Genomic DNA, 20999 nt, shown 5'->3' on the forward strand with positions numbered 1-20999 from the left:
GGCGCCGCCCTAACGTGGAGAGTGCGATGGATTGGTTGGAGGCCGACGGATTCGAAGTGGCGCGGCAGGTACTGCAGCGCGGCATCGCCGCGGTCTATGCGATCGCATTCCTCTCCGCGGTAGCGCAGTTCCGGGTACTGCTCGGTGAACACGGACTGCTGCCTGTACCCCGCTACCTGGCCCGGACCTCTGCCCGCGGACCCACGCTCTTCCGCTGGCGCTACTCGGACGGGCTGCTGCTGGCGGTGGCCTGGACGGGGGCGGTCGTCGCACTGCTGCTGGTGGCCGGCTTGCCGCAGGCGGGGCCGCCGTGGCTTCCCATGGCGGCGTTCCTGCTGCTGTGGGGCCTCTACATGTCGATCGTCAACGTCGGACAGACCTTCTACGGCTTCGGTTGGGAAACGCTGCTGCTCGAGGCCGGCTTCCTCGCGGCCTTCCTGGGCTCCAACGATATCGCGCCGCCGGTCACGGTGCTGTGGCTGTTCATATGGCTGGCCTTCCGGCTGGAGTTCGGAGCCGGCATGATCAAAATCCGCGGCGACCGGGTCTGGCGGGACCTGACGGCCCTGTACTACCACCACGAGACGCAGCCGATGCCGAACCCGGGCAGCTGGTTCTTCCACCACCTGCCCAAGCCGCTGCACAAGGTGGAGGTGGCCGGCAACCACTTCGCCCAGCTCGTCGTTCCGTTCTTCCTGTTCTTCCCCCAGCCGATCGGCAGCATCGCCGCCGCCATCCTGATCATCACCCAGCTGTGGCTGGTGCTCTCCGGCAATTTCGCCTGGCTGAACTGGCTGACCATCATCATCGCCTCCGCAGCCCTGGGCGATCGCGCCATCGCCGCCGTCCTTCCCGGAGATCCTGCCCTGACGCCGGACTACGGCCCCACCCCGCTCTGGTTCACCGTCGTCGTCCTCGCCGTCACTGCGCTGATGGTAGTGCTGAGCTACTGGCCGGCCCGCAACCTGTTCGCCAAGCGCCAGCTGATGAATGCCAGCTTCAACCGCTGGCACCTCGCCAACGCCTACGGCGCCTTCGGCAGCATTACCCGCGAGCGCTTCGAGATCGTCGTCGAAGGAACTCTCGACGGCGACCGGTGGGAGGAATACCAGTTCAAGGGCAAGCCCGGCGACCCGCGGCGGCTGCCGCGCCAGTTCGCGCCCTACCACCTGCGACTGGACTGGCTGATGTGGTTCCTGGCCCTCGGCGTCCCGGGCGATAGCTGGTTCATCCCCCTGCTGCGCAGGCTGCTGGCCGCGGATCCGCGCACGCTGCGGATGCTCCGCCGGGACCCGTTCGACGGCGCTGCGCCGAAGCAGGTCCGCGCCCGGGTGTTCCATTACCGCTACTCGACCTGGTCGGAGCTGCGCCGCACGGGCCAGTGGTGGGTCCGCCGGCCGGTCGGCCTGCTGGTTGCCCCGACCAGCCGGCTTTGACGCCCCGGCGGCCGGAGCGCGGGCCGGCCGCGGCGCCGGGCTAGGCCAGCCCGAACATCCTCGCGAGGCGGCGGTCGGCCGCGGCCAGCGCACCGGTGTCGAAGGTGTTCGTGGTGACCATCAGCTCGTCGGCCCCGGTCGCTTCCAGCAGCCGGCCGAGCCGTTCCGCCACCGCCGCCTCCGTTCCTGCCACCGACGCGGACAGCGATTCCGCCACCAGCTGCTGCTGGCGCGGCGACATCCCCACCTGCCTGATGGCCTCGACCGGCGCCAGCGGCGGGAACTCCCCGCGGGTCCGGGACTGCGCCATCGCCCACGCCTCCGGCAACAGCAGTTCTTCGGCCGCGTCCGCGCTGTCCGCCACCGCCACGTTCGCCGAGACGATGATGTACGGCTCGGAGTAGTAGGCGGACGGCCGGAAGTTCCGCCGGTAGCGTTCCAGTGCGCCGAGGACCGGCGCGGAGGCGCGCCCGCTGAAGGCCGGACCTCCCACAACGACGGCGAGGCCCGCCTTGGCGGCGGTGTCCACTCCCTTTCCGGTCGCCAGCACGAACGGCGGCGTTGCCCCGCCATCCTCCGGACGGGCCGTGATGGCCGCGCCTCCCGCCAGATAGGCCAGCAGTTCCGCGAGGTCGTCGGCGAACGCGTCGGCGGCATCCCGGTCCTGGCGCAAGGCGGCCCGGACCGCCGGGGTGAAGCCGACGGACCGCCCCAGACCCAGGTCGATGCGTCCGGGAAAAAGAGCCTGCAGGGTTGCCGCCTGCTCCGCGACGATAAGGGGCTGGTGGTTCGGCAGCATGACTCCCCCGGAGCCGATGCGGATGCGCGTGGTCCGCGCCGCCGCAGCCGCCATCAGGACCGTCGGCGCGGAACCCGCAATCCCGGGAACCCCGTGGTGCTCGGCGACCCAGAAGCGGTGGTAGCCGAGCCGCTCGGCCCGCTGGGCCCGCGCCACGGTGGCGTTCAGGGCGTCCGCGGCGGTTTGGCCCTCGCGGGCGTTGGCTCGGTCCAGGATGGAGAGGGGGATCGACGGTAGCTGCACACTTGGCACAACGCCGCGCCGCCGAGGGTATTCCTGCCGGCCGTCCCGCCGGCGGTGTCCGATGGAATAGCCCGTGCCCGCGCGAAGTTCAATAAGATGCAAATGCATCAACCATTCGACAGAAAGGCCCCGTTTCCGTGGCACAGACTCTTGAACTCGGCCTGGACACCTTCGGCGATGTCACCGCGGGACCCGAGGGCGCCCTCCTGCCGCACGACCAGGTCATCCGCAACGTGATTGCGGAGGCGGTCCTCGCGGACCAAGTCGGCCTGGACTTCATCGGCATCGGAGAACACCACCGCCAGGACTTCGCCGTCTCCGCCCCGGACGTTGTGCTGGCCGCCATCGCCGGCCAAACCAAGCGCATCCGCCTCGGTTCGGCGGTGACCGTGCTGAGTTCCGACGACCCGGTGCGGGTGTTCCAGCGCTTCTCCACCCTCGACGCCGCCTCCAGCGGCCGCGCCGAAGTCATCCTCGGCCGCGGTTCCTTCACCGAATCCTTCCCGCTGTTCGGGCTGGACCTGGCAGACTATGACCTGCTCTTTGACGAGAAGCTCCAGCTCTTTACGGAACTGCTCAAGGAGGAGCCCGTCACGTGGGCCGGCCGCACCCGCCCCCGGCTGGACAACAAGCGGATTTATCCGCCCACGGGCTCGGGCAGGCTGCCGGCCTGGATCGCCGTCGGCGGGACCCCGGAATCCGTGGTCCGCGCCGCGCATTACGGGCTGCCGCTGATGCTCGCCATCATCGGCGGCGCCCCCATGAACTTCGCCCCGTTCACCGATCTCTACCATCGGGCCCTCGACCAGTTCGGCCGGCCGCGGCTGCCCATCGGCGCGCACTCCCCCGGCTACATCGCAGCCACGGACGAGCAGGCGCGCGAGGAAATGTGGCTGCCCTATGCGGACATGCAGGAGCGGATCGGCCGCGAGCGCGGCTGGAGCCGGATGAGCCGCGCCCAGTTCGAGGCGGAGGCAGGCCCGGACGGCGCGCTCTTCGTCGGCTCCCCGGAAACGGTTGCCGCCAAGATCGCCAAAGTCGCCAAGGGCCTGGGCCTGAGCCGCTTCGACCTGAAGTACAGCCTCGGCACCCTGCCCCACGAAAAGCTGATGGCCAGCATCGAGCTCTACGGCACCAAGGTTGCACCTCTGGTCCGCGAGCTGCTTGCCGGTTGATCCACGCCGCGCTCCTCAGGAGCACTTAAACCAACGACGCCGGGAGGAAACTTCGCTGCGAAGCCTCCTCCCGGCGTCGTACGCGCAGGTTGCGGGCGGCTAGACGGTGACCGCCTGGCGCTTGCCCAGCTCGGCGGTGGGAACCCTGTAGGTTTCGCGGGCGGTCAGCGCGGAGACAGCGGCGACGGCACAGATCGCGGCGGTGAAGAGGCTGGTGGCGACCCAGCCGCCTTCCTGGATACCGCCCATGGCGGCCACGATGGACGGAGCGAAGCCGGCCATCAGGAAGCCCAGCTGGGTGCCGATCGCCAGGCCGGAGAACCGGACCTTGGCGCTGAACATTTCGGCATAGAACGAAGGCCACACCGCGTTGGCGGCCGCGTAGGCGCAGGAGAAGGTCAGCACGGACAGCGCGAACTGCAGCAACATGTTGCCCGACTCCATCGACAGCAGGTAGAAGGGCATGAATACGGCGCTGCCGACGGCCCCGTAGATGAAGACCGGCTTGCGGCCGATCCGGTCCGCGATGGTGCCGAAAAGCGGCTGCGTGAACAGGGCGCCGGCATTGCCTGCGACCACGAGCCAGAGCGTGATGCCCTCGTCGACATTGCCGACCTCCGAGCCGTACTTGATAGCCAGGGTGCCGTAGACGGTGGAGACGGCGGCGATGAACGCGCAGCAGATCACGCGGAGCACGTCGCGCCAGTGGTTCTTCAGCAGCACGCCGACGGGCAGCTTGGCGATCTCGTTGTTGGCCTTGGCCGCCTCGAACGTGGGGGTCTCGTGCAGCGAGCGGCGGATGAAGTAGGTGACCAGGACGACGATCGCCGAGAGCCAGAACGGAATGCGCCAGCCGATGCCGTACTTGATCTCGTCCGGCAGCGCGACCACCGGGATGAAGACGAGAGCGGCGAGGATCTGGCCGCCCTGGGTGCCGGTAAGGGTCCAGGAGGTGAAGAAGGAACGGCGGTTGTCCGGGGCGTGCTCCAGGGTCAGCGAGCTGGCACCCGCCTGCTCGCCGGCCGCGGACAAGCCCTGCATCAGGCGGCAGAGCACCAGGATCGCGGGCGCCCACCAGCCGATGGTGTTGAAGTCCGGGATGCAGCCGATGATGAACGTTGCGGCGCCCATCATGACCAGCGTGAACATCAGGACCTTCTGGCGGCCGATCCGGTCGCCGAAGTGGCCCACGAAGACGGCACCGATGGGCCGGGCGATGTAGGCAAAGCCGAAGGTGGCCAGCGACATGATGCTGGCCTGGGCGCTTTCGTCCGGGAAGAACACATGCGGGAAGATCAGCGCGGCGGCGGATCCGAATATGAAGAAGTCGTAGTACTCGACCGCGCTGCCCATAAAGCTGGCCAGCGCCGCCTTTTTGGGAGTCCGCGCGTGTTCCACGCTCTCCTGCATCGGTGCACTCATGAGAAGTCCTTGGTGTACGGGGAGGTTTGGGGTCCGGCAGCTCGAAGGCGTCACCGGGACAAGTTGTGCGCCATACGCACAACTGCGCGTAGATCGAACACTGAGTAAAGGTAGCGCGTATCACAGCAGCCCGCAAGGCCGGCAAAAACAGTCCGGCTAGCTAGTGCGATATACGCACAATTGTGCAAGAATCGAACAGGCCGTGAAATCGGGCACTTGTCGCCCGCCAACAGAAAGCGAACCTCGCATGAGCACTGTGAGCGAGTCCTACCTGGTCGGACTCATCGGCGAAGGCATCACCGCGTCGTTGACGCCTCCGATGCACGAGCGCGAAGCGGACCATCACGGCCTGCGCTACCTGTACCGGCCGGTGGACCTGACCGAAATCGGGCTCCCGGGAGAGTCCGTCGGGGACCTGCTGCGGCAGGGCCGAAACCTGGGCTTCAGCGCCTTCAACGTCACCCACCCGTGCAAACAGCTGGTTTTGGACCACCTGGACGAGGTTTCGGATGATGCCGCCCGGCTGGGGGCCGTCAACACCGTCCTGGTCCGGGACGGAAAGTTCATCGGCCACAACACCGACTTCTCCGGATTCGGCACCGGCCTGGCCCACGGGCTGCCCGGCGCGACGCTGGATAACGTCGTGCAGCTCGGCGCCGGCGGGGCGGGATCCGCCGTCGCGTATGCCCTGCTCAAGGCCGGGGTGCAGTCGCTGACTCTCATCGACCTCGATCCGGCTCGCGTCGCAGCCCGGGCCGCTGCCCTCGCCGAGCTCTTCCCCGGCCGCGAGGTGGCCGCAGCCGGACGTGACGAACTCGCTGATGCGCTGTCCACGGCGGACGGCTTCGTCAACACCAGCCCGGTGGGCATGCACAGCCACCCCGGGCTCCCGATCGATGCGGAGCTGCTCCAACCACGCCACTGGGTCGCCGACGTCGTCTACCGTCCGGTGGAGACCGAGCTGGTCCGGGCGGCTTCGGCCAAGGGCTGTCGGGTGCTCGACGGCGGGCACATGGCTGTCGGCCAGGCGGTGGACGCCTTCGCGCTGATCACGGGCATCGCCCCGGACGCCGCCCGCATGCGGCGGCACTTCCTTGAACTGATCGGGCAAGGCCGCTAGGCCGGGGCCGGAAAGCAGCAGCATGAGAACCTCCATCGCCACCGTTTGCCTCAGCGGAACGCTCGAGGAGAAGATGCGGGCCTGCGCCGACGCAGGCTTCGACGGCATCGAGATCTTCGAGCAGGACCTGCTCGTCTCCCCCAGCAGCCCCGCCCGGATCCGCGCCCTGGCCGGCGAGCTCGGGCTCAGCCTCGACCTCTACCAGCCCTTCCGCGACTTCGAAGGAGTCGGCGAGGACCTGCTGGAGGCCAATCTCTACCGTGCCGAGGCCAAGTTCAAACTGATGAACCAGCTCGGCGTCGACACCATGCTGCTGTGCACGAACGTCGCCACGGCCACCGTCGACGATGACGAGGCCGCCGCCGCCCAGCTGCGCCGGCTGGGCCAGCTGGCTGCGAAGTACGGCGTCCGGATCGCCTACGAGGCCCTGGCCTGGGGCAGGTTCGTCAGCGACTTCGAGCACGCCTGGTGGATTGTGGAGCTGGTGGACCTGCCGAACTTCGGCACCTGCCTGGACAGCTTCCACATCCTCTCGCGCAACTGGGACCCCTCCGGCATCGAGAAGATCCCGGCGGAGAAGATCTTCTTTGTCCAGCTCGCGGACGCCCCGCGCATGAGCATGGATGTCCTCTCCTGGAGCCGGCACCATCGGGTGTTTCCGGGCGAGGGCGACTTTGATCTGGCCGGCTTCATGGGGCACCTGGTCCGCGCCGGGTACGACGGCCCGGTCTCGCTGGAAATCTTCAACGATGTGTTCCGGCAGACTGACGAGGTGCGCACCGCCGTCGACGCCATGCGGTCGATGATCTGGCTCGAGGAACAGACCCTGCTGCACCTGCAGGAGGCGGACGGGCCGGGGGGCCGCTACGCCATGAAGCTGGCGACGCTGCCGAAGGTGGACGATCCGAGCGGCTTCAACTTCACCGAAGTCAAGGCCGAAGACACCGCGCAAGTGCAGGAACTGCTGTACCAGCTGGGCTTCGGCTACGCCGGCCGGCACCGGACCAAGCCAGTCCAGCTGTGGACCCAGGGACAGGCCCGCATCATCATCAACGAGCAGCAGGCGCGCAAGATGGAACCCACCATCGCTGCCCTGGGGTTCGACGTCGAGAACCCGGTGGCGGCCGCGTCGCGTGCCGTGCAGCTGAAGGCCACTCCGGTTCTCCGCCCCAGCCAGGCGGATGAGGAGGTACTGCAGGCCGTATCCGCGCCCGATTCGACCGAAATCTTCCTATGCGAAGCCTCCGGGGACGGCACGGTGGCATGGATGAAGGAGTTCAATCCCCGGACCGGCGCGCCGGACTACGCCGCGGGAGTGCCGGCCGCCGGGCTCATCACCCACGTAGACCACGTGAACCTGGCCCAGCCGTGGCAGCATTATGACGAAGCCGTGCTCTTCTACGAAAGCACGCTCTCGCTGGACCGGCAGCCGTCGACCGAGGTGCCAAGCCCGGTCGGCCTCGTCCGCAGCCAGGTCATGCGCACGGAGGACCGCAGGATCCGCCTCGCACTGAACATCGCCCCGCTGGTGCTGGAGCATCCGGCCTCAGCCCCCCGCTACCCGCAGCATGTCGCCTTCGCCTGCACCGACCTGGTGGCCGTCGCGCGGCGCGCCCTGGAACGCGGGCTGGATTTCCTGCCGGTTCCCGCCAATTACTACGCCGACCTGCAGGCCCGGTTCCGGCTGGCGGACGGCTTCCTCGAGACCCTGCAGCAGTACAACCTTCTGTACGACCGGGACGAGGACGGAGAGTTCCTGCACTTCTATACGGCCACAGTGGGCAATGTCTTCTTCGAGGTCGTCGAGCGCAGGGCCGGCTACGACGGCTACGGCGCGCCCAACACGCCGGTGCGGCTCGCCGCCCAGTACGGGCGCACGCGGCGCGGACGCGGCTAGGCCGAATCCGGCGGCAGGTGTCCGCGGCTGTATCCTAGCTCTCGGCCCCCGGGCTTTTGAGCATGACCCATCGGAGGAGCATATGGTGACCGAGCCGGCCGGCCAGCAACCGGCCTACTACGTAAAGTCAGTCGAGAAGACCTTCGCGGTCCTGCTGGCTTTCACCTCCGACGAGCCGCGCCTCACCATGACCCGTGTCGCTGCAAAGGCCGACCTCAGCCGGGCGGCTGCCCGAAGGTTCCTGCTGACCCTTGCCGACCTCGGCTACGTCAGCACTGACGGGACGCACTTCGAACTCACGCCGCGGGCCCTGGACATCGGTGCGTCCTTCCTGGCCAACCTGACCCTGCCGCAGATCGCCGAACCGCACCTGCGCCAGCTCGCCGTCGACCTCAACGAGACCACCTCGCTGTGCATCCTCGACGGCACCGACGTCGTCTACATCGCCCGCGTCGCCGCGCCCCGCCTGCTCAGCGTCTCAGTGAACGTCGGCACCCGGTTCCCGGCCTGGGCGACGTCGATGGGCCGCATCCTGCTGGCCGGGTTGCCGCCGGCCCACCGCGAGGCCTACTACAAGAGCATCCAGCTGACCCCGTTCACGGAGAATACCGTCGCCAGCATCGACGCCCTGCGCAGCGAGGTTGACCGCGCCGCAGAACTCGGCTGGTCGCTGGTCTCGCGCGAGCTCGACGACGGATTGCGCGGCCTGGCCGTTCCCGTGAAGCGCGGAAATGATCTCATCGCCGCGCTGAACGTCTCCCTGCAGACGCACAGGATGCCGGAAGCGGAGATCGCCGAGACCGTGCTGCCCTGCCTGCAGCAGGCGGCCGAGGCCATCGCCAGCGATTTCGGCGGACGCAGCCGCGGCGTAGCCTGACCCGCCCCGGCTGTCCGGACGGCGCATTTCGGACGCGCCGCGGCAGTGTCCGGAAACTGTCAGAGCCCGACGTTAAGTTGGGACCATGAGCACGACAAAGAACACCACCCCAGTTGCAGCCAAGGCACCTGTGCACCCGCAGCGCGGCCGCCGGTACGCCATCGAAGAGCTGGTCAGCCTCGCCGAGGCCGGCGACGCCTGGGCCATGGCCAAGGTGGACGAGTGGGAGCAGCACTTCGCCAACGAGTATGCCGGCGACCTGTCGGAGGCGTGCCCGGACCAAGGCTGCGAACACTTCGGCGAAGCCGTCAATATCCTCCACGGCGAGGACGGCAGCGTCCTCGAGGTAGACCACGGCGCCTGGGCGCATTACCCGGCGCTGGCCAAGGCCTCCTGACGGGCTCAGCCTCAGCTGCCGAGCAGCAGCCCGCTCCAGCCGCCGACGCCGATCGTCGCGCGTCCCTTGATCCTGTTCCCTGACACCGGATAGTGGTGCAGGTTACCGGACCGGTCCCGCGCCAGGATCCCCGGCAAGGCGTTGCCCAGGTGGTTCTCGATGGCGGTCAAATGGTCCATTGCGTTCCAGCCGGAGCTGCCCACGGTTCGCCGCGTCTCGGAGACGAATCCGGAAGCACCGTTGCCACGGTAAAGCTTCAGCTGCCCGGCAGAGGTCTTGGCGACGAGGTCGGTCCTGCCATCGGCATCGAAATCCAGCGCGAGGATCTCCAGCGAGCTCCAGCCGGTGCCAATCTGCTTCCTCGCCCCGTGCTTGGTGCCGGACGGGTTGGTGTAGTAGTACAACCGCCCGTTCGCGGTGTTCTTGGCGACGATCCCCGGAAACGCATCGGCCTGCTTCCAGTCCGTCACCAGAATGTCATAACCGGCCCAGCCACTGGACCCAATGGTGGAGGCGGCATCGAAACCGCCTGCGGAACGGCCGTAGTTGACGGTGAGGCGCCCGTTGCTCCATTTGGCCACGATGTCCTGGACGCCGTCGGAGTTCCAGTCCACGGTTTCGATTTCCTTGGCGCCCTGCCAGCCGCCGGAGACGTAGGTGCGATTCCAGAGGTCTCCGCCGCCCGCGGACGGATAAACGTATAGGTAGCCGGCGGGATCCACCGCCGCAATGTCTCCCGGACTGATGGACCCGCCGGTGGCACTTTGGCCGCCGCCGGGGTGCGGCGGAAGACTGCTTCGTGTGGTCGGATACCCGGCGACATTGGCGACCGCGAAGTACTGCCCGTACCAGCCGGCCTTCGTCGTCTTCATGTAGCCGATCCCGATGTCGGTCGCCTTCGGACTCAGCACAATCGAACGGTGGACCGGGGAACTCATCCACCAGTCGACAATCGCCTTGGGCGTGGTGTTGTAGGCGATGATTTCCGTGCCGTAGTCGAAGCCGGCCGGGATCTGCTGGGTGCCGTAGCCGGAGCGGTGGATTGTCTCAAGGCTGTAGGTGCCCTTGTTGATGCGGGTGTTCTGCACCTCGGACCATTCCTGCGCCACGTTGGCCACGCCCTGGTTCCACACCACACGGGAAAGCCCGTTCTCGGCACGGTACTTGTTCACCTGCGCCAGGATTTCCTTGACCACCGGATCACTGGAACTCCTGGTGATGGCCGCGGCGGGACTGAGGCCGGAAAAGAGCAGGACTACTAGGACCGCGAGCGCCATGAATGGTTTAAGTACTTTCCCCATGGTCAGCAAGTGTAAATGCAGAAGCCCTGATATAGCACGTTTAATCAGCAAAACGACGCATTATGGCGGCGTGTCCCCGGCTCGGCTGGCCCCTAGACTGGTCCTACCAGGCGGCACTCCACTGAAACGGGACGGCCATGATCGACGTTGATCCTGAGTATCTGATCCTCTCCTACCGGCTGACGTACCTGGGGGTGCCTGACGCGCAAGAATCTCCCGAGACATACCCTTTGGCGTGGCGCATCAACATTTACGCCGAGGTCTTCGCTGAGAACGACGACGTCGAAGAGCACAGCATCGGCTCCGCCATGGTTTACACGGTTCCGGACGCCGGGCGCATCGATCTGTTCAACACCCTCGACGTCGACAAGAAGCTCGCGCCGTTCGGCAAGATCCTCGGGGTACTGCACCCCGACATCCTGGACACGGCCGGCATGAAGGATCTCGGCGGCGATCTGATGATCCTGTCCAGTCTGCTGATCAAACCGGACTACCGGGGGCAATGGCTCGGCCACCATGTGCTGTTGGCCGTCCTGGCTACCATCGGCCGCAGCGTCGCCCTCGTCGTGCTGCGTGCTGCACCTCCGCTGGAACAAGACGGACCCGAAGAGGAAATGCCGGAGCACCACGCGGCCAAGTCAGCCTTGCACTCCTACTGGGAATCCTTCGGATTCATCCCTGTGCTGGAAGAAGAGTTCACCGACTACATGGTCTACTTCACCGGCCCTCCCGAACTCTCGGACGAGGTCCTGCCCCCGGTGACAGGCGACGCCCCATAAACATCGGATGGCCGGACATGGTCCAGGTCAGGGCAATGTTCCCGAAGCACCCCAGCAACTATCCCGGAAGCACGGTCTTCCGGTAATGCCTCGAAGGCTGCGAGTAGCCGTGGCGTTCGTAGAATCGGTGCGCACGCTGACGCCGGTTTGATGTCGAAAGCTCCAACACACCGGCGCCCAAGTCCCGGGCGGCCTGCTCCGCCGCCCCCAAGAGGAGGCCACCGACACCGCGCGAACGTTCCGCTTCATCGACTACCAAGGCAGTGAGTCTGGCCTTGTAGGCGCTCTCAGTCAGGAACGGCACCCTGTGGATGTGCGCCAAGCCGACCACCCGGAAATCGACCTCCGCCACCAGGCACCGGTCGTCCGGCGACGCTGCACCCACCCAGGTTCGCACCCAGTCCTCCTCCGGGGCATATCCGAGTTGCACCAGCAGACCCAGCATGGCGGAAACATCGGCTGTGCAGGCCCGGCGAATCACGGTGGAGGAAACACCCACGACCACCCTCCCGCTCCTGTGCCGACGGCCCCGATCAGTACAACTGCAGCAAAGCCATGCTCCGCCAATGAGCAATCCGGGCGCAACCCGTCCCTGCCCGCCTACGAGACGGTCGCCGCGGCGCCCTACGGGATCGGGTGAGTCGGCGGAGAGCCGAAACTCGGACTGCGGGGCGTTTCGAGGCCCGGCGGACAGGTGAAAACCCCTCCTGACAGGCGTTTACCGAGTCAGGAGGGGTTTCGTGGAGCCCCCTGCCGGATTCGAACCGGCGACCCCCTGTTTACAAGACAGGTGCTCTGGCCAACTGAGCTAAGGAGGCGGACTGCTGGTGGACCAGCGCGGCTGGATCAAGCCAGCTAGATAAGGTTAGCCCAGGTGGACGCCGGGCGTGAAACCGCGGCGCCCACCCGGGACCTAGCTGCCTGGACTACGCGCGGGCGTCCAGGATCGGCTGGGCGAACTCGACGAAGTCGCCGGTGTTGTCCCACAGCTTGCCGTCGACGTAGACGGCCGGGGTGCCGCCCACGCCCTCGGCGCGCGCGAGCGCATCCGTGTACTTGGCGTACGGGCGGTAGGTGCCGTCCTTGATGCAGCTCTCCGCCCCGCCTGCCCCGGCGTCGGAGGCCATGCTGGCTAGCTCGTCGCTGTCCAGGCCGGTCGGGACCTGGCGCTCGAAGAGGGTTTCCATGAAGGGCAGGAAGCTCTTGGGCGAGGTATTCGCCACGCAGGCCAAGGCATTGGCTCCGCGGGAAGAGTAGTTACCGGTGGCCGGCTGGTCCAGGAAGGCTACCGTGCGGTATTCAACCGTGGCATCCCCGCTGTCCAGCCACTTCTTCAGCTGGCCCGAGTACGCGGCTTCGAAGTCCGCGCAATGGGGGCAGGCTGCGTCAACGTAGATCACGATCTGGGCCGGATCGCCCTTGGGTGCTGCCGCTATCCCGCTGGGCACGGCCGGAGGCTTGGCCTCCGGATCCACCGTGGATACATCCACCGTGGCGGCGTCGGTGGCGGCCAGTTCCGTGCTGGATGTGAGCGTGATCCCGCCGTACTTGTTGCCGTGCGCGGGCGTGGAGCCTGCGTCGGGGAAATCGCCGCGCTGGTTGGTGGCGACAACGACGGCGATGATCGCCACGATCGCCACGACTGCGGCCACAACACCCCAGCGCACCAGCAGCGAATTGCGCTTCTGCTTCCGCTGCTCGGCCTCACGCATCTGGCGGGCTTTTTCGCGTGCCTCCGCGGTGCGCTCGGCCTTGGTGGGCCTCGGTGTGTTCTGGCTTGCCATAAGTCCTCAAGTCTTTCGGTCTTCGGGCACCGTGGCGGCCGCCCTCGGGGACAGTTTTGTTGAAACTACAACGTTCTAACGATACCGCGCAGCTCGCCGGCGGTTCCATTGTTAATTAACGCACCGCAGTCTGCCGTTGGTTCCGGTCTTATAGAGTCAATGGCAGGATTCACAACTAGCAGGAGAGTCATATGGTTACTAGGCCCACATCATTGGACGCGGAACCGGAGGGCTCTGACTACGGACAATACGACTTCATCGTAGTCTCCAACCGGCTGCCGGTGGACCGTGTGCAGGAGGACGACGGCGGGACCTCCTGGCGCCGTTCGCCCGGCGGTCTCGTAACCGCGCTCGCCCCGGTGATGGCCAAGACCGACGGCGCCTGGATCGGCTGGCCCGGGTCCGCCAACGAGGTCCTGGACCCGTTCGACCACGATGACATGCGCCTGGTTCCCATTCCCATGAGCGACGATGACGTCGAGCTCTACTACGAGGGGTTTTCCAACGCGACGCTCTGGCCGCTCTACCATGACGTCATCGCCCCGCCGGAGTTCCACCGGGCCTGGTGGGAATGCTACAAGAGGGTCAACCAGCGGTTCGCGGATGCCACCGCAAAGGTCGCGGCCGACGGCGCCACCGTCTGGGTGCAGGACTACCAACTGCAGCTGGTTCCCAAACTGCTGCGCGAACTCCGCCCTGACCTGAAGATCGGCTTCTTCAACCACATCCCCTTCCCCCCGCTGGAGATTTTCGCGCAGCTGCCGTGGCGCCGCCAGGTGATCGAGGGCCTGCTCGGTGCGGACCTCCTGGGCTTCCAGCGGCCCAGCGACTCCAGCAACTTCCTGCGCTGCGTCCGCCGCTTCACCGGCCACCCCATCAAGTCCCAGCATGTGAACATCAAGACAGAGTCCGGTACCCGCATCTGCCGGGCCGGCGCCTTCCCGATCTCCATCGATGTGGCCCAGATCAACGAGCTGGCCAACCGTCCCGACGTCATCGAGCGGGCACGGCAGATCCGCGAAGAACTCGGCAATCCCAAGACCGTACTGCTCGGCGTGGACCGGCTGGACTACACCAAAGGCATCGGGCATCGGATCAAGGCCTACGGCGAGCTCCTCGAAGACGGACAGGTCACGGTCGAGGACGCGGCGCTGATCCAGGTCGCCAGCCCCAGCCGCGAACGGGTGGAGTCCTACCGCCTGCTGCGCGAGGAAATCGAAGCCTCCGTCGGCCGGATCAACGGGACGTACGACACGCTCAGCAACACGGCCATCCGGTACCTGCACCATAGCTATCCGAAGGAAGAAATGGTGGCCCTGTACCTCGCGGCCGACGTCATGCTGGTGACCGCCCTGCGCGACGGCATGAACCTGGTGGCCAAGGAGTACGTCGCCTCCCGCACGGGAGTCAACGGCGCGCTGGTATTGAGCGAGTTCGCCGGTGCTGCCGACCACCTGAAGCAGGCTCTCCTGGTCAACCCGCACGATATCGACGGACTCAAGGATGCTGTAATGCGGGCCATCAACATCTCTCCCGGCGAAGCGACCCGCCGGATGCGGACCATGCGCCGGCAGGTGCTGCAGAACGACGTGGAACACTGGTCGCAGAGTTTCCTGCGGGCCCTGCAGGCGGGACCCGGCGCAGAGGCCGAGGGGGAAGATCGGTGAAAGACGGACTCGCCCCCGAGCTGCTGGAAGCGCTGCGGGCGATCAGCCGCACGCAGCGGCTGCTGGTCGCCCTGGACTTCGACGGCACCCTCGCCCCAATCGTCGAACGTGCCGAGCACGCCCGGGCCCTGCCCGCGTCGGCCGCCGCAGTGCGGGAACTTGCCGCGCTGCCCCGGACCTACACCGCTTTCATCTCCGGGCGCGCGCTGGACAGCCTCCGGGTCGTCGCCTCGCCCGGTGAGGAAACGCTGCTGATCGGCTCCCATGGCGCCGAAGTCTTCACCGGACCGGGCAGTCCCGCCCTGACCCTCGACGACGCCCAGGCGCTGGCACTGCGGGAGGCGACCGCCGTCGTCGAAAGCGTTGTCGCTACCTACCCCGGCACCCGGCTGGAAGCCAAGCCCGCCGGCGTCGTACTCCATACCCGTACGGCGGACGACGACGTGGCACTTGCCGCTACCGAAAGCGCGCGGAAACAGCTGGCTGCCATCGCCGGAGTGCACCTGAAGGACGGCAAGCGGGTGCTGGAAACCTCCGTGATCAGCTCGGACAAGGGGCAGGGCATCGAATTGCTGCGCGGTGCCACCGACGCCACGGCGGTAGTCTTTGCCGGCGACGATGTCACGGACGAGGATGCCATCGGGGCCTTGGGCCCTCAGGACCTCGGCATCCGCATCGGACCCGGCGCCTCCCGGGCGGCCCACCGGGTGGACTCGCCGGAGGATTTCACCGCTGTGCTGGAGGCCCTGTCCGAGCTGCGCCGTACCGCCGTCGAATCCGGCGTGCAATACTGAGCACACACAACTGAATTACCGCTTCACTACGGATCGTCGGGCACGTACCTGCCCGTGAAGGGATATGAACATGGCAACGGTAACGTTCGATCGTGCTACCCGGTTGTACCCGGGGACGGATAAGCCGGCGGTGGACGCGCTGAACCTGGAGATCGCCGACGGCGAGTTCCTGGTCCTGGTGGGCCCGTCCGGCTGCGGCAAGTCCACCTCGCTGCGGATGCTCGCAGGCCTCGAAGACGTCAACACCGGCCGGATCCTGATCGGTGACCGGGACGTCACCGATGTCCCGCCGAAGGACCGGGACATCGCGATGGTGTTCCAGAACTACGCGCTCTACCCGCACATGTCGGTCGCGGACAACATGGGCTTCGCACTCAAGATCGCGGGCATCGACAAGGACGAGCGGCGCCGCCGGGTCGAGGAAGCGGCAAAGCTGCTGGACCTGGAGCAGTACCTGGACCGCAAGCCCAAGGCGCTCTCCGGCGGCCAGCGCCAGCGCGTTGCGATGGGCCGGGCGATCGTCCGCTCCCCGCAGGTGTTCCTGATGGACGAACCGCTCTCCAACCTGGACGCGAAGCTGCGCGTGCAGACCCGTACGCAGATCGCCTCGCTGACCCGCCGGCTCGGAGTCACCACCGTGTACGTCACCCACGACCAGGTCGAGGCCATGACCATGGGCGACCGGGTCGCGGTGCTCAAGGACGGGATCCTGCAGCAGGTCGACACCCCGCGGAACCTCTACGACCGGCCGGCCAACGTGTTCGTCGCCGGGTTCATCGGCTCCCCGGCGATGAACCTGCTGGAACTGCCCGTGACCGAGGGCGGCGTGCAGTTCGGCGGCGCGGTGTACCCGGTGCCGCGGAACGTGCTCGGCGAGGCCCACGGCAGCACGGTGTCCCTGGGCGTGCGCCCGGAGGACCTGGAACGCGCCGAGGACGGCCAGGGCCTCGAGGTCGCCGTCGACGTGGTCGAGGAACTCGGCGCCGACGCCTACGTCTACGGCCACACCATGCTCGACGGCCAGCGGCACGAGATCACCGGCCGCACGGACGGACGCCGGCCTCCGGTAGCGGGCAGCACCGTATACGTCCGGCCCAAGCCGGACCACGTCCACCTCTTCGACTCCCAGACCGGGCTGCGCCTCGGCGGCCACGACCCCGCCACCCCGCAGGCCTCCCTGAGCGACCTGGAATCAGCCGTCGAGACGAGCGACCGGGCCTGAGGCCGGCGCCGGAACCGGGATGTCCATGGACGCCAGCTGGCAGAACGAGCCCACCGACTACCGCCAGATGGGCAAGCTGCCACGGCGCAGCGGGCCCACGGAAGCGGCGCGGCTGGGCCCCCTGAGCATCACGTCCGCCACGATGGACGAGGAACTCCTCGACCTGCCGTGGCATGTGGCGCTGGAAGAGTGGCCGGTGCACAACCTGGCCGCTCTTCCACGCGGCATTTCGCGGCATGTGGTCCGGTTCGCGCACCTGGGCGGCTCCGTCATTGCGGTGAAGGAGACCAACGAACATGTGGCGCGCCATGAGTACCACATGCTGCGCAAGCTGCAGCGGCTGGCCGTGCCGTGCGTGGAACCGCTGGCGATCGTGGCCGGCCGGCGCAATGCGGCCGGCGAGGACCTCAAGCCGGCGCTGGTCACCCGCCACCTACGCTTTTCCATGCCGTACCGGGCCGTGTTCTCCCAGACCCTTCGGCGCGCCACCCTGACACGGCTGATCGATGCCCAGGCGCTGCTGCTGGTGCGGCTGCATCTGCTCGGTTTCTACTGGGGCGACGTTTCCCTTTCCAACACGCTCTTCCGCAGGGACGCCGGCGCCTTCGCCGCGTATTTGGTGGACGCCGAGACGGGCGAGCTCTATCCGGAGCTCTCCACGGGGCAGCGCGAGTACGATCTGGAGGTCGGCCGGGTCAATATTGCGGGCGAACTGATGGACCTGATCGAGGGCGGCCTGGTCGAGGAGGCCGTGGACCCGGTTGCCGTCAGCGAACGCATCATCGACAGCTACCGGAATCTCTGGGCGGCGCTGACCGAGCGGGAGTCCTTCGAATTCGGCCAGCGCTGGCGGATCAACGCCCGCATCCGGAAGCTCAACGAACTCGGATTCGATGTGGAGGAATACTCCATCCTGACGGCCCCGGGCCAGTCCGAGGTGCAGCTCCAGCCAAAAGTCGTCGACGCCGGACACCACCAGCGGCGGCTGCTGCGGCTGACGGGCCTTGATGTGCAGGAGAACCAGGCGCGGCGGCTGCTCAACGACATCGACGCGTACCGGACGGACGCCAGCACCGCGCAGGACGAAGAGCTGGCAGCCCACGAGTGGGTCACCCACGTCTTCGAGCCCATCGTGAAGTCCATCCCGCGCGAACTCTCCGGCAAGCTCGAACCGGCCGAAGTGGTCCACCAGGTACTCGAGCACCGCTGGTACATCTCCGAGGCGCAGCACCGCAACGTCCCGCTCGCCGAGGCGCTGCAGGCCTACCTCGACGATGTGCTGCCGCACCGGCGGGACGAAGCTGCGATTATCCTCGACCCCAAGGCCGGCGGTCCCGGCCTGGCCGACTACGACGACGCCGAATAGCGCTCCTAGCTGGCCCGGCTGAAGACCGCCACGAGGAAGTCCGACGACGGCGAGAACGGCCGCAGGTCCCACGTGGAAAAAAGGTGGTCCACGGCCAGCCCGGCACCCGCGGCATCCTTCAGGAAGTCCTCGAATTCATAGCCCCGACCGGCGCCGAAGCCGGTCACCAGCCGCCCGGCCGGCATCAGATGGCGTTCCAGCCGCGCCAGGACCTCCGGCGCCGTGCCGGGGGCCAGGAACGTCAGCACGTTTCCGGCGCTGACAATCAGGTCGAATGGTTCCGCGATGCCCTGGGCCGGCAGATCGAGCTCGGCCAGGTCTCCCACCAGCCACCGCACCTCGGGGTGGTCCTTGCCGGCCGCCTCGATCAGCTCGGGATCGACATCGACCCCGACCACCTCATGCCCGCGCCCGGCGAGCTCGCCACCCAGCCGCCCCGGGCCGCACCCGGCGTCTAGTATCCGGCTTCCCCGGCCGGCCATCGCATCGATCATGCGCGCCTCGCCATGGAGGTCCATGCCTTCCGAACGCATCGCCTCGAACCGTTGGATGTACCACGCCGAATGGCCCGGGTTCTTACGCTTCTGGGCTTCCCAAAGAGTCTCTTTCCGCACGTTCCCAGCCTACGCGCTAACGACGGCGGCGACAGCCGCCGTCAGACGCGGCTGCCTGCCGGCCCTCAGGAAACCTGCGGTTCCACCCGCTCCGGCAGCGCCTTGCCCGGGTTCAGCAAGCCCTTCGGATCGAACAGTTCCTTGATCCCGCGCTGCAATTCGAGCACCTCCTCGCGCTGTTCCAGCAGCAGCCACCGCAGCTTGTACTGCCCCACGCCGTGCTCCCCGGTGATCGTGCCGCCCAGCCGCAACCCGATTTCGATTGATTCATCCAGCGCCGCATCCAGATCGGGGATCTTCTCCGCCTGCGCCGCCGGCACCCAGAACATCGGGTGCAAGTTGCCGTCGCCGGCATGCGCCACCACTTTCAGCCCGACGCCACGCTCGGCCGCGATCCGTTCCAGCTCAGCGATGTAGTGCACCAGCTGGGAGCGAGGCACCGCCACGTCCTCGCCGACGCGGAACACGTCGTCGATCTCAGCGCCGCGGCTGTGGCGCCGCAGTTCCACCAACTCCAGTGCCTCCTCGCTGACCTCCGCCATCATCGTGGCTCCTAGCTCCGAGAGCACACTGCGGATGATCGTGGCTTCGATCCCGGCGCCGTATCCGTCCGTCTGGATCAGCAGCAGAGCCCCGCCGCGCCGGCGCAGGTCCGATCCCTGGTCCTGGTCCAGCTGGGCCAGGGTATGGCCGTCGAGCAGTTCCATGATCGACGGCTGCACCCGTGCCTTACCGACCGCCAGCACCCCCGCCGCCGCAGCCGTTACTTCGGGGAAGAACGCCGCGATTGTCTGCACCTCCGTGGGCAGGTAGCGGAGGCGGAGGGTTGCGCCGACGACCACGCCCAGAGTCCCCTCCGAACCGACAAACAGACCGGTCAGGTCGTAGCCCGCGACCCCCTTGAAGGTCCGCCGCCCGGTGTTGATCAGCGATCCGTCGGCAAGGACAACGTCCAGTCCGAGGACCGACTCCCTGGTCACCCCGTACTTGGCACAGCGCAAACCACCGGCGTTCGTAGCGATGTTGCCGCCGATCGTAGACAGCCGGTAGCTGGCCGGGTCCGGAGCGTACATCAGGCCGTGCCGGGCGGCCGCCGCATTCAAGTCCGCGTTGATCACTCCCGGCTCGACCCGGGCGACCTCGTCCTCCGGGTGGATCTCCAGAATGCGCTTCATGCGCTCAAGGCTCAGGACCACGGAGCCGGGAGTCGCGTGCGCCCCGCCGGAGAGGCCCGTACCCGCCCCGCGGCACACCACCGGTACGCCGTGCAGGTCCGCAAGCCGCATCACAGCCTGCACATCCTCGATGCTTTCGGCCCAGACCACGGCCGCGGGCAGCCAGCGGTCCTGTACAGGCCCCAGGTCAACCGCGTAGGACGCCAGGACATCCTCGCTCGTGCTGAAGCGTTCCGCAGGCAAGGCCGCCTGCAGCGACTCAATCATCAGTTCGCTCATGAATTTCAGGGCCTCCTCGCCCAAGTCCTCACTAATAACGACGACGGCAGCGCGCCTGGCACTGCTGTCCTAGGAACCCGGCGGGAGGATCCGGACACTGGAACGTAGGCCGCCCATGAACCGAGCATACTTCGCCAGAATCTCCGGCCACTCCCCGGCGTACTCCTCCCGTGCCGCCTCTCCGGCCGGGACATGCTCCCACCCGGAATGGACCAGCCGGACGATGGAACTTTCGGGCCCGTCCGCCTCAAAAGCCACCTCGAGCCGGCTGGCCACCGCCGGGCCCGCGCCCCGATGCCAGGAGAGCCGGATCAGCGCACCCGGCTGCCACTCCAGGATGTCCGCCCAGATCTCGACCTCGTCCCGGTCCGAGGTTTCCGCCAGCACCCGCTCCTCGAACTCAAGATGCGACCCCTCGCCAAAGACCCCGTAGTCGGCTATAGGCCACCAAAGATGGATCAGTTCAGTGAAGCCTTCGAAGGCCTGCTCCCGCGCGTGCGGAACGGACACCTCGAAAATAATCGGTGTCGCGGGCCTGCCCGAGTCGGAAGGCTCTGGCGCGTGGGAAAACAGGGAAGTAGCCATGACGTAACCCTAGCCGCAGGGCCGGTGGAACGCTTGTGCTTCCGGTGCGGCCCCGTCCTAGGCCTCG

The 20999-nt window shown here is 67.2% G+C and carries 19 protein-coding genes and 1 tRNA gene; 11 read left to right on the top strand and 9 right to left on the bottom strand.

Features of this window, described 5'->3' with window-relative positions:
- Positions 1 to 26 precede the first annotated feature (26 nt).
- Entirely contained in the window at positions 27 to 1436 is a 1410-nt protein-coding gene (locus AHIS1636_RS20000; protein WP_264797625.1) for a lipase maturation factor family protein, read from the top strand.
- Between the two features lie 40 nt (positions 1437 to 1476).
- On the opposite strand, the gene AHIS1636_RS20005 is transcribed toward AHIS1636_RS20000, so the two are convergent.
- The gene (locus AHIS1636_RS20005; RefSeq protein ID WP_264797626.1) at positions 1477 to 2478 is read right to left on the bottom strand and encodes an MsnO8 family LLM class oxidoreductase; all 1002 of its coding nucleotides are present in this window, start codon (positions 2476 to 2478) and stop codon (positions 1477 to 1479) included.
- 137 nt (positions 2479 to 2615) lie between these two features.
- Here AHIS1636_RS20005 and AHIS1636_RS20010 point away from each other — a divergent pair, with 137 nt between their 5' ends.
- Positions 2616 to 3653 carry an LLM class flavin-dependent oxidoreductase gene (locus tag AHIS1636_RS20010; protein WP_264797627.1) on the top strand — a complete coding sequence of 346 codons (1038 nt, stop codon included), beginning with the start codon at positions 2616 to 2618 and terminating at the stop codon, positions 3651 to 3653.
- 99 nt (positions 3654 to 3752) lie between these two features.
- Here the strand turns inward: AHIS1636_RS20010 and AHIS1636_RS20015 are convergent, their stop codons facing one another.
- Complete coding sequence (locus tag AHIS1636_RS20015; protein ID WP_264797628.1) at positions 3753 to 5075, bottom strand: MFS transporter; 1323 nt, start codon at positions 5073 to 5075, stop codon at positions 3753 to 3755.
- Positions 5076 to 5322: 247 nt separating this feature from the next.
- On the opposite strand from AHIS1636_RS20015, the gene AHIS1636_RS20020 reads away from it, so the two are divergent.
- The 4 genes from AHIS1636_RS20020 to AHIS1636_RS20035 all read left to right on the top strand — a co-directional run bounded on the left by AHIS1636_RS20020 (position 5323) and on the right by AHIS1636_RS20035 (position 9366).
- Positions 5323 to 6195 carry a shikimate dehydrogenase gene (locus AHIS1636_RS20020; protein WP_264797629.1) on the top strand — a complete coding sequence of 291 codons (873 nt, stop codon included), beginning with the start codon at positions 5323 to 5325 and terminating at the stop codon, positions 6193 to 6195.
- A 22-nt stretch (positions 6196 to 6217) separates the two neighbouring features.
- Positions 6218 to 8092: a bifunctional sugar phosphate isomerase/epimerase/4-hydroxyphenylpyruvate dioxygenase family protein gene (locus tag AHIS1636_RS20025; RefSeq protein ID WP_264797630.1), complete on the top strand. Its 1875-nt coding sequence runs from the start codon at positions 6218 to 6220 to the stop codon at positions 8090 to 8092.
- 85 nt (positions 8093 to 8177) lie between these two features.
- On the top strand, positions 8178 to 8969 hold the full coding sequence (locus AHIS1636_RS20030; RefSeq protein WP_264797631.1) for an IclR family transcriptional regulator domain-containing protein: 792 nt from the start codon (positions 8178 to 8180) through the stop codon (positions 8967 to 8969).
- Positions 8970 to 9054: 85 nt separating this feature from the next.
- Positions 9055 to 9366, top strand: coding sequence for a hypothetical protein (locus AHIS1636_RS20035; RefSeq protein WP_264797632.1), 312 nt, complete (start codon positions 9055 to 9057; stop codon positions 9364 to 9366).
- An 11-nt stretch (positions 9367 to 9377) separates the two neighbouring features.
- Here the strand turns inward: AHIS1636_RS20035 and AHIS1636_RS20040 are convergent, their stop codons facing one another.
- A complete protein-coding gene (locus AHIS1636_RS20040; RefSeq protein WP_264797633.1) occupies positions 9378 to 10667 on the bottom strand; it encodes a CAP domain-containing protein in 1290 nt (429 codons plus the stop codon).
- A gap of 137 nt (positions 10668 to 10804) precedes the next feature.
- Between AHIS1636_RS20040 and AHIS1636_RS20045 the strand changes: the two genes are divergently transcribed.
- On the top strand, positions 10805 to 11446 hold the full coding sequence (locus AHIS1636_RS20045; RefSeq protein ID WP_264797634.1) for a GNAT family N-acetyltransferase: 642 nt from the start codon (positions 10805 to 10807) through the stop codon (positions 11444 to 11446).
- A gap of 58 nt (positions 11447 to 11504) precedes the next feature.
- On the opposite strand, the gene AHIS1636_RS20050 is transcribed toward AHIS1636_RS20045, so the two are convergent.
- The 3 genes from AHIS1636_RS20050 to AHIS1636_RS20060 all read right to left on the bottom strand — a co-directional run bounded on the left by AHIS1636_RS20050 (position 11505) and on the right by AHIS1636_RS20060 (position 13230).
- Positions 11505 to 11951, bottom strand: coding sequence for a GNAT family N-acetyltransferase (locus tag AHIS1636_RS20050; protein ID WP_264797635.1), 447 nt, complete (start codon positions 11949 to 11951; stop codon positions 11505 to 11507).
- A gap of 236 nt (positions 11952 to 12187) precedes the next feature.
- Positions 12188 to 12264, bottom strand: a tRNA-Thr gene (locus tag AHIS1636_RS20055).
- Positions 12265 to 12372: 108 nt separating this feature from the next.
- Positions 12373 to 13230: a DsbA family protein gene (locus AHIS1636_RS20060; protein WP_264797636.1), complete on the bottom strand. Its 858-nt coding sequence runs from the start codon at positions 13228 to 13230 to the stop codon at positions 12373 to 12375.
- Positions 13231 to 13421: 191 nt separating this feature from the next.
- Between AHIS1636_RS20060 and AHIS1636_RS20065 the strand changes: the two genes are divergently transcribed.
- From AHIS1636_RS20065 to AHIS1636_RS20080, 4 genes are all read left to right on the top strand, one after another.
- Positions 13422 to 14897: an alpha,alpha-trehalose-phosphate synthase (UDP-forming) gene (locus tag AHIS1636_RS20065; protein WP_264797637.1), complete on the top strand. Its 1476-nt coding sequence runs from the start codon at positions 13422 to 13424 to the stop codon at positions 14895 to 14897.
- Positions 14894 to 15691 (top strand): trehalose-phosphatase, encoded by a 798-nt coding sequence (gene otsB, locus AHIS1636_RS20070; RefSeq protein WP_264797638.1) that lies wholly within the window; start codon positions 14894 to 14896, stop codon positions 15689 to 15691. The genes AHIS1636_RS20065 and otsB overlap by 4 nt, the downstream gene beginning before the upstream one ends.
- Before the next feature lie 70 nt (positions 15692 to 15761).
- Positions 15762 to 16913, top strand: a complete 1152-nt coding sequence (locus AHIS1636_RS20075) for an ABC transporter ATP-binding protein (protein ID WP_264797639.1) — start codon at positions 15762 to 15764, stop codon at positions 16911 to 16913.
- A gap of 25 nt (positions 16914 to 16938) precedes the next feature.
- Entirely contained in the window at positions 16939 to 18279 is a 1341-nt protein-coding gene (locus tag AHIS1636_RS20080; RefSeq protein WP_373875891.1) for a DUF4032 domain-containing protein, read from the top strand.
- Positions 18280 to 18284: 5 nt separating this feature from the next.
- On the opposite strand, the gene AHIS1636_RS20085 is transcribed toward AHIS1636_RS20080, so the two are convergent.
- The 3 genes from AHIS1636_RS20085 to AHIS1636_RS20095 all read right to left on the bottom strand — a co-directional run bounded on the left by AHIS1636_RS20085 (position 18285) and on the right by AHIS1636_RS20095 (position 20932).
- A complete protein-coding gene (locus AHIS1636_RS20085) occupies positions 18285 to 18893 on the bottom strand; it encodes a class I SAM-dependent methyltransferase (RefSeq protein ID WP_264797641.1) in 609 nt (202 codons plus the stop codon).
- Between the two features lie 65 nt (positions 18894 to 18958).
- A complete protein-coding gene (locus tag AHIS1636_RS20090; RefSeq protein ID WP_373875889.1) occupies positions 18959 to 20347 on the bottom strand; it encodes an FAD-binding oxidoreductase in 1389 nt (462 codons plus the stop codon).
- A gap of 69 nt (positions 20348 to 20416) precedes the next feature.
- Positions 20417 to 20932 carry an SRPBCC family protein gene (locus AHIS1636_RS20095; RefSeq protein ID WP_264797642.1) on the bottom strand — a complete coding sequence of 172 codons (516 nt, stop codon included), beginning with the start codon at positions 20930 to 20932 and terminating at the stop codon, positions 20417 to 20419.
- Between the last annotated feature and the right edge of the window lie 67 nt (positions 20933 to 20999).

Origin of the sequence: Arthrobacter mangrovi, assembly GCF_026011795.1 — a bacterium.
Lineage (GTDB): Bacteria > Actinomycetota > Actinomycetes > Actinomycetales > Micrococcaceae > Crystallibacter > Crystallibacter mangrovi.

Excerpts from the sequence above, each read along its gene's own strand:
- AHIS1636_RS20000 (WP_264797625.1), top strand. The coding sequence starts at position 27 with ATGGATTGGTTGGAGGCCGACGGATTCGAAGTGGCGCGGCAGGTACTG.
- AHIS1636_RS20015 (WP_264797628.1), bottom strand. The coding sequence starts at position 5,075 with ATGAGTGCACCGATGCAGGAGAGCGTGGAACACGCGCGGACTCCCAAA.
- AHIS1636_RS20020 (WP_264797629.1), top strand. The coding sequence starts at position 5,323 with ATGAGCACTGTGAGCGAGTCCTACCTGGTCGGACTCATCGGCGAAGGC.
- AHIS1636_RS20025 (WP_264797630.1), top strand. The coding sequence starts at position 6,218 with ATGAGAACCTCCATCGCCACCGTTTGCCTCAGCGGAACGCTCGAGGAG.
- AHIS1636_RS20035 (WP_264797632.1), top strand. The coding sequence starts at position 9,055 with ATGAGCACGACAAAGAACACCACCCCAGTTGCAGCCAAGGCACCTGTG.
- AHIS1636_RS20040 (WP_264797633.1), bottom strand. The coding sequence starts at position 10,667 with ATGGGGAAAGTACTTAAACCATTCATGGCGCTCGCGGTCCTAGTAGTC.
- AHIS1636_RS20045 (WP_264797634.1), top strand. The coding sequence starts at position 10,805 with ATGATCGACGTTGATCCTGAGTATCTGATCCTCTCCTACCGGCTGACG.
- AHIS1636_RS20060 (WP_264797636.1), bottom strand. The coding sequence starts at position 13,230 with ATGGCAAGCCAGAACACACCGAGGCCCACCAAGGCCGAGCGCACCGCG.
- AHIS1636_RS20065 (WP_264797637.1), top strand. The coding sequence starts at position 13,422 with ATGGTTACTAGGCCCACATCATTGGACGCGGAACCGGAGGGCTCTGAC.
- AHIS1636_RS20075 (WP_264797639.1), top strand. The coding sequence starts at position 15,762 with ATGGCAACGGTAACGTTCGATCGTGCTACCCGGTTGTACCCGGGGACG.
- AHIS1636_RS20080 (WP_373875891.1), top strand. The coding sequence starts at position 16,939 with ATGGACGCCAGCTGGCAGAACGAGCCCACCGACTACCGCCAGATGGGC.
- AHIS1636_RS20090 (WP_373875889.1), bottom strand. The coding sequence starts at position 20,347 with ATGAGCGAACTGATGATTGAGTCGCTGCAGGCGGCCTTGCCTGCGGAA.
- AHIS1636_RS20095 (WP_264797642.1), bottom strand. The coding sequence starts at position 20,932 with ATGGCTACTTCCCTGTTTTCCCACGCGCCAGAGCCTTCCGACTCGGGC.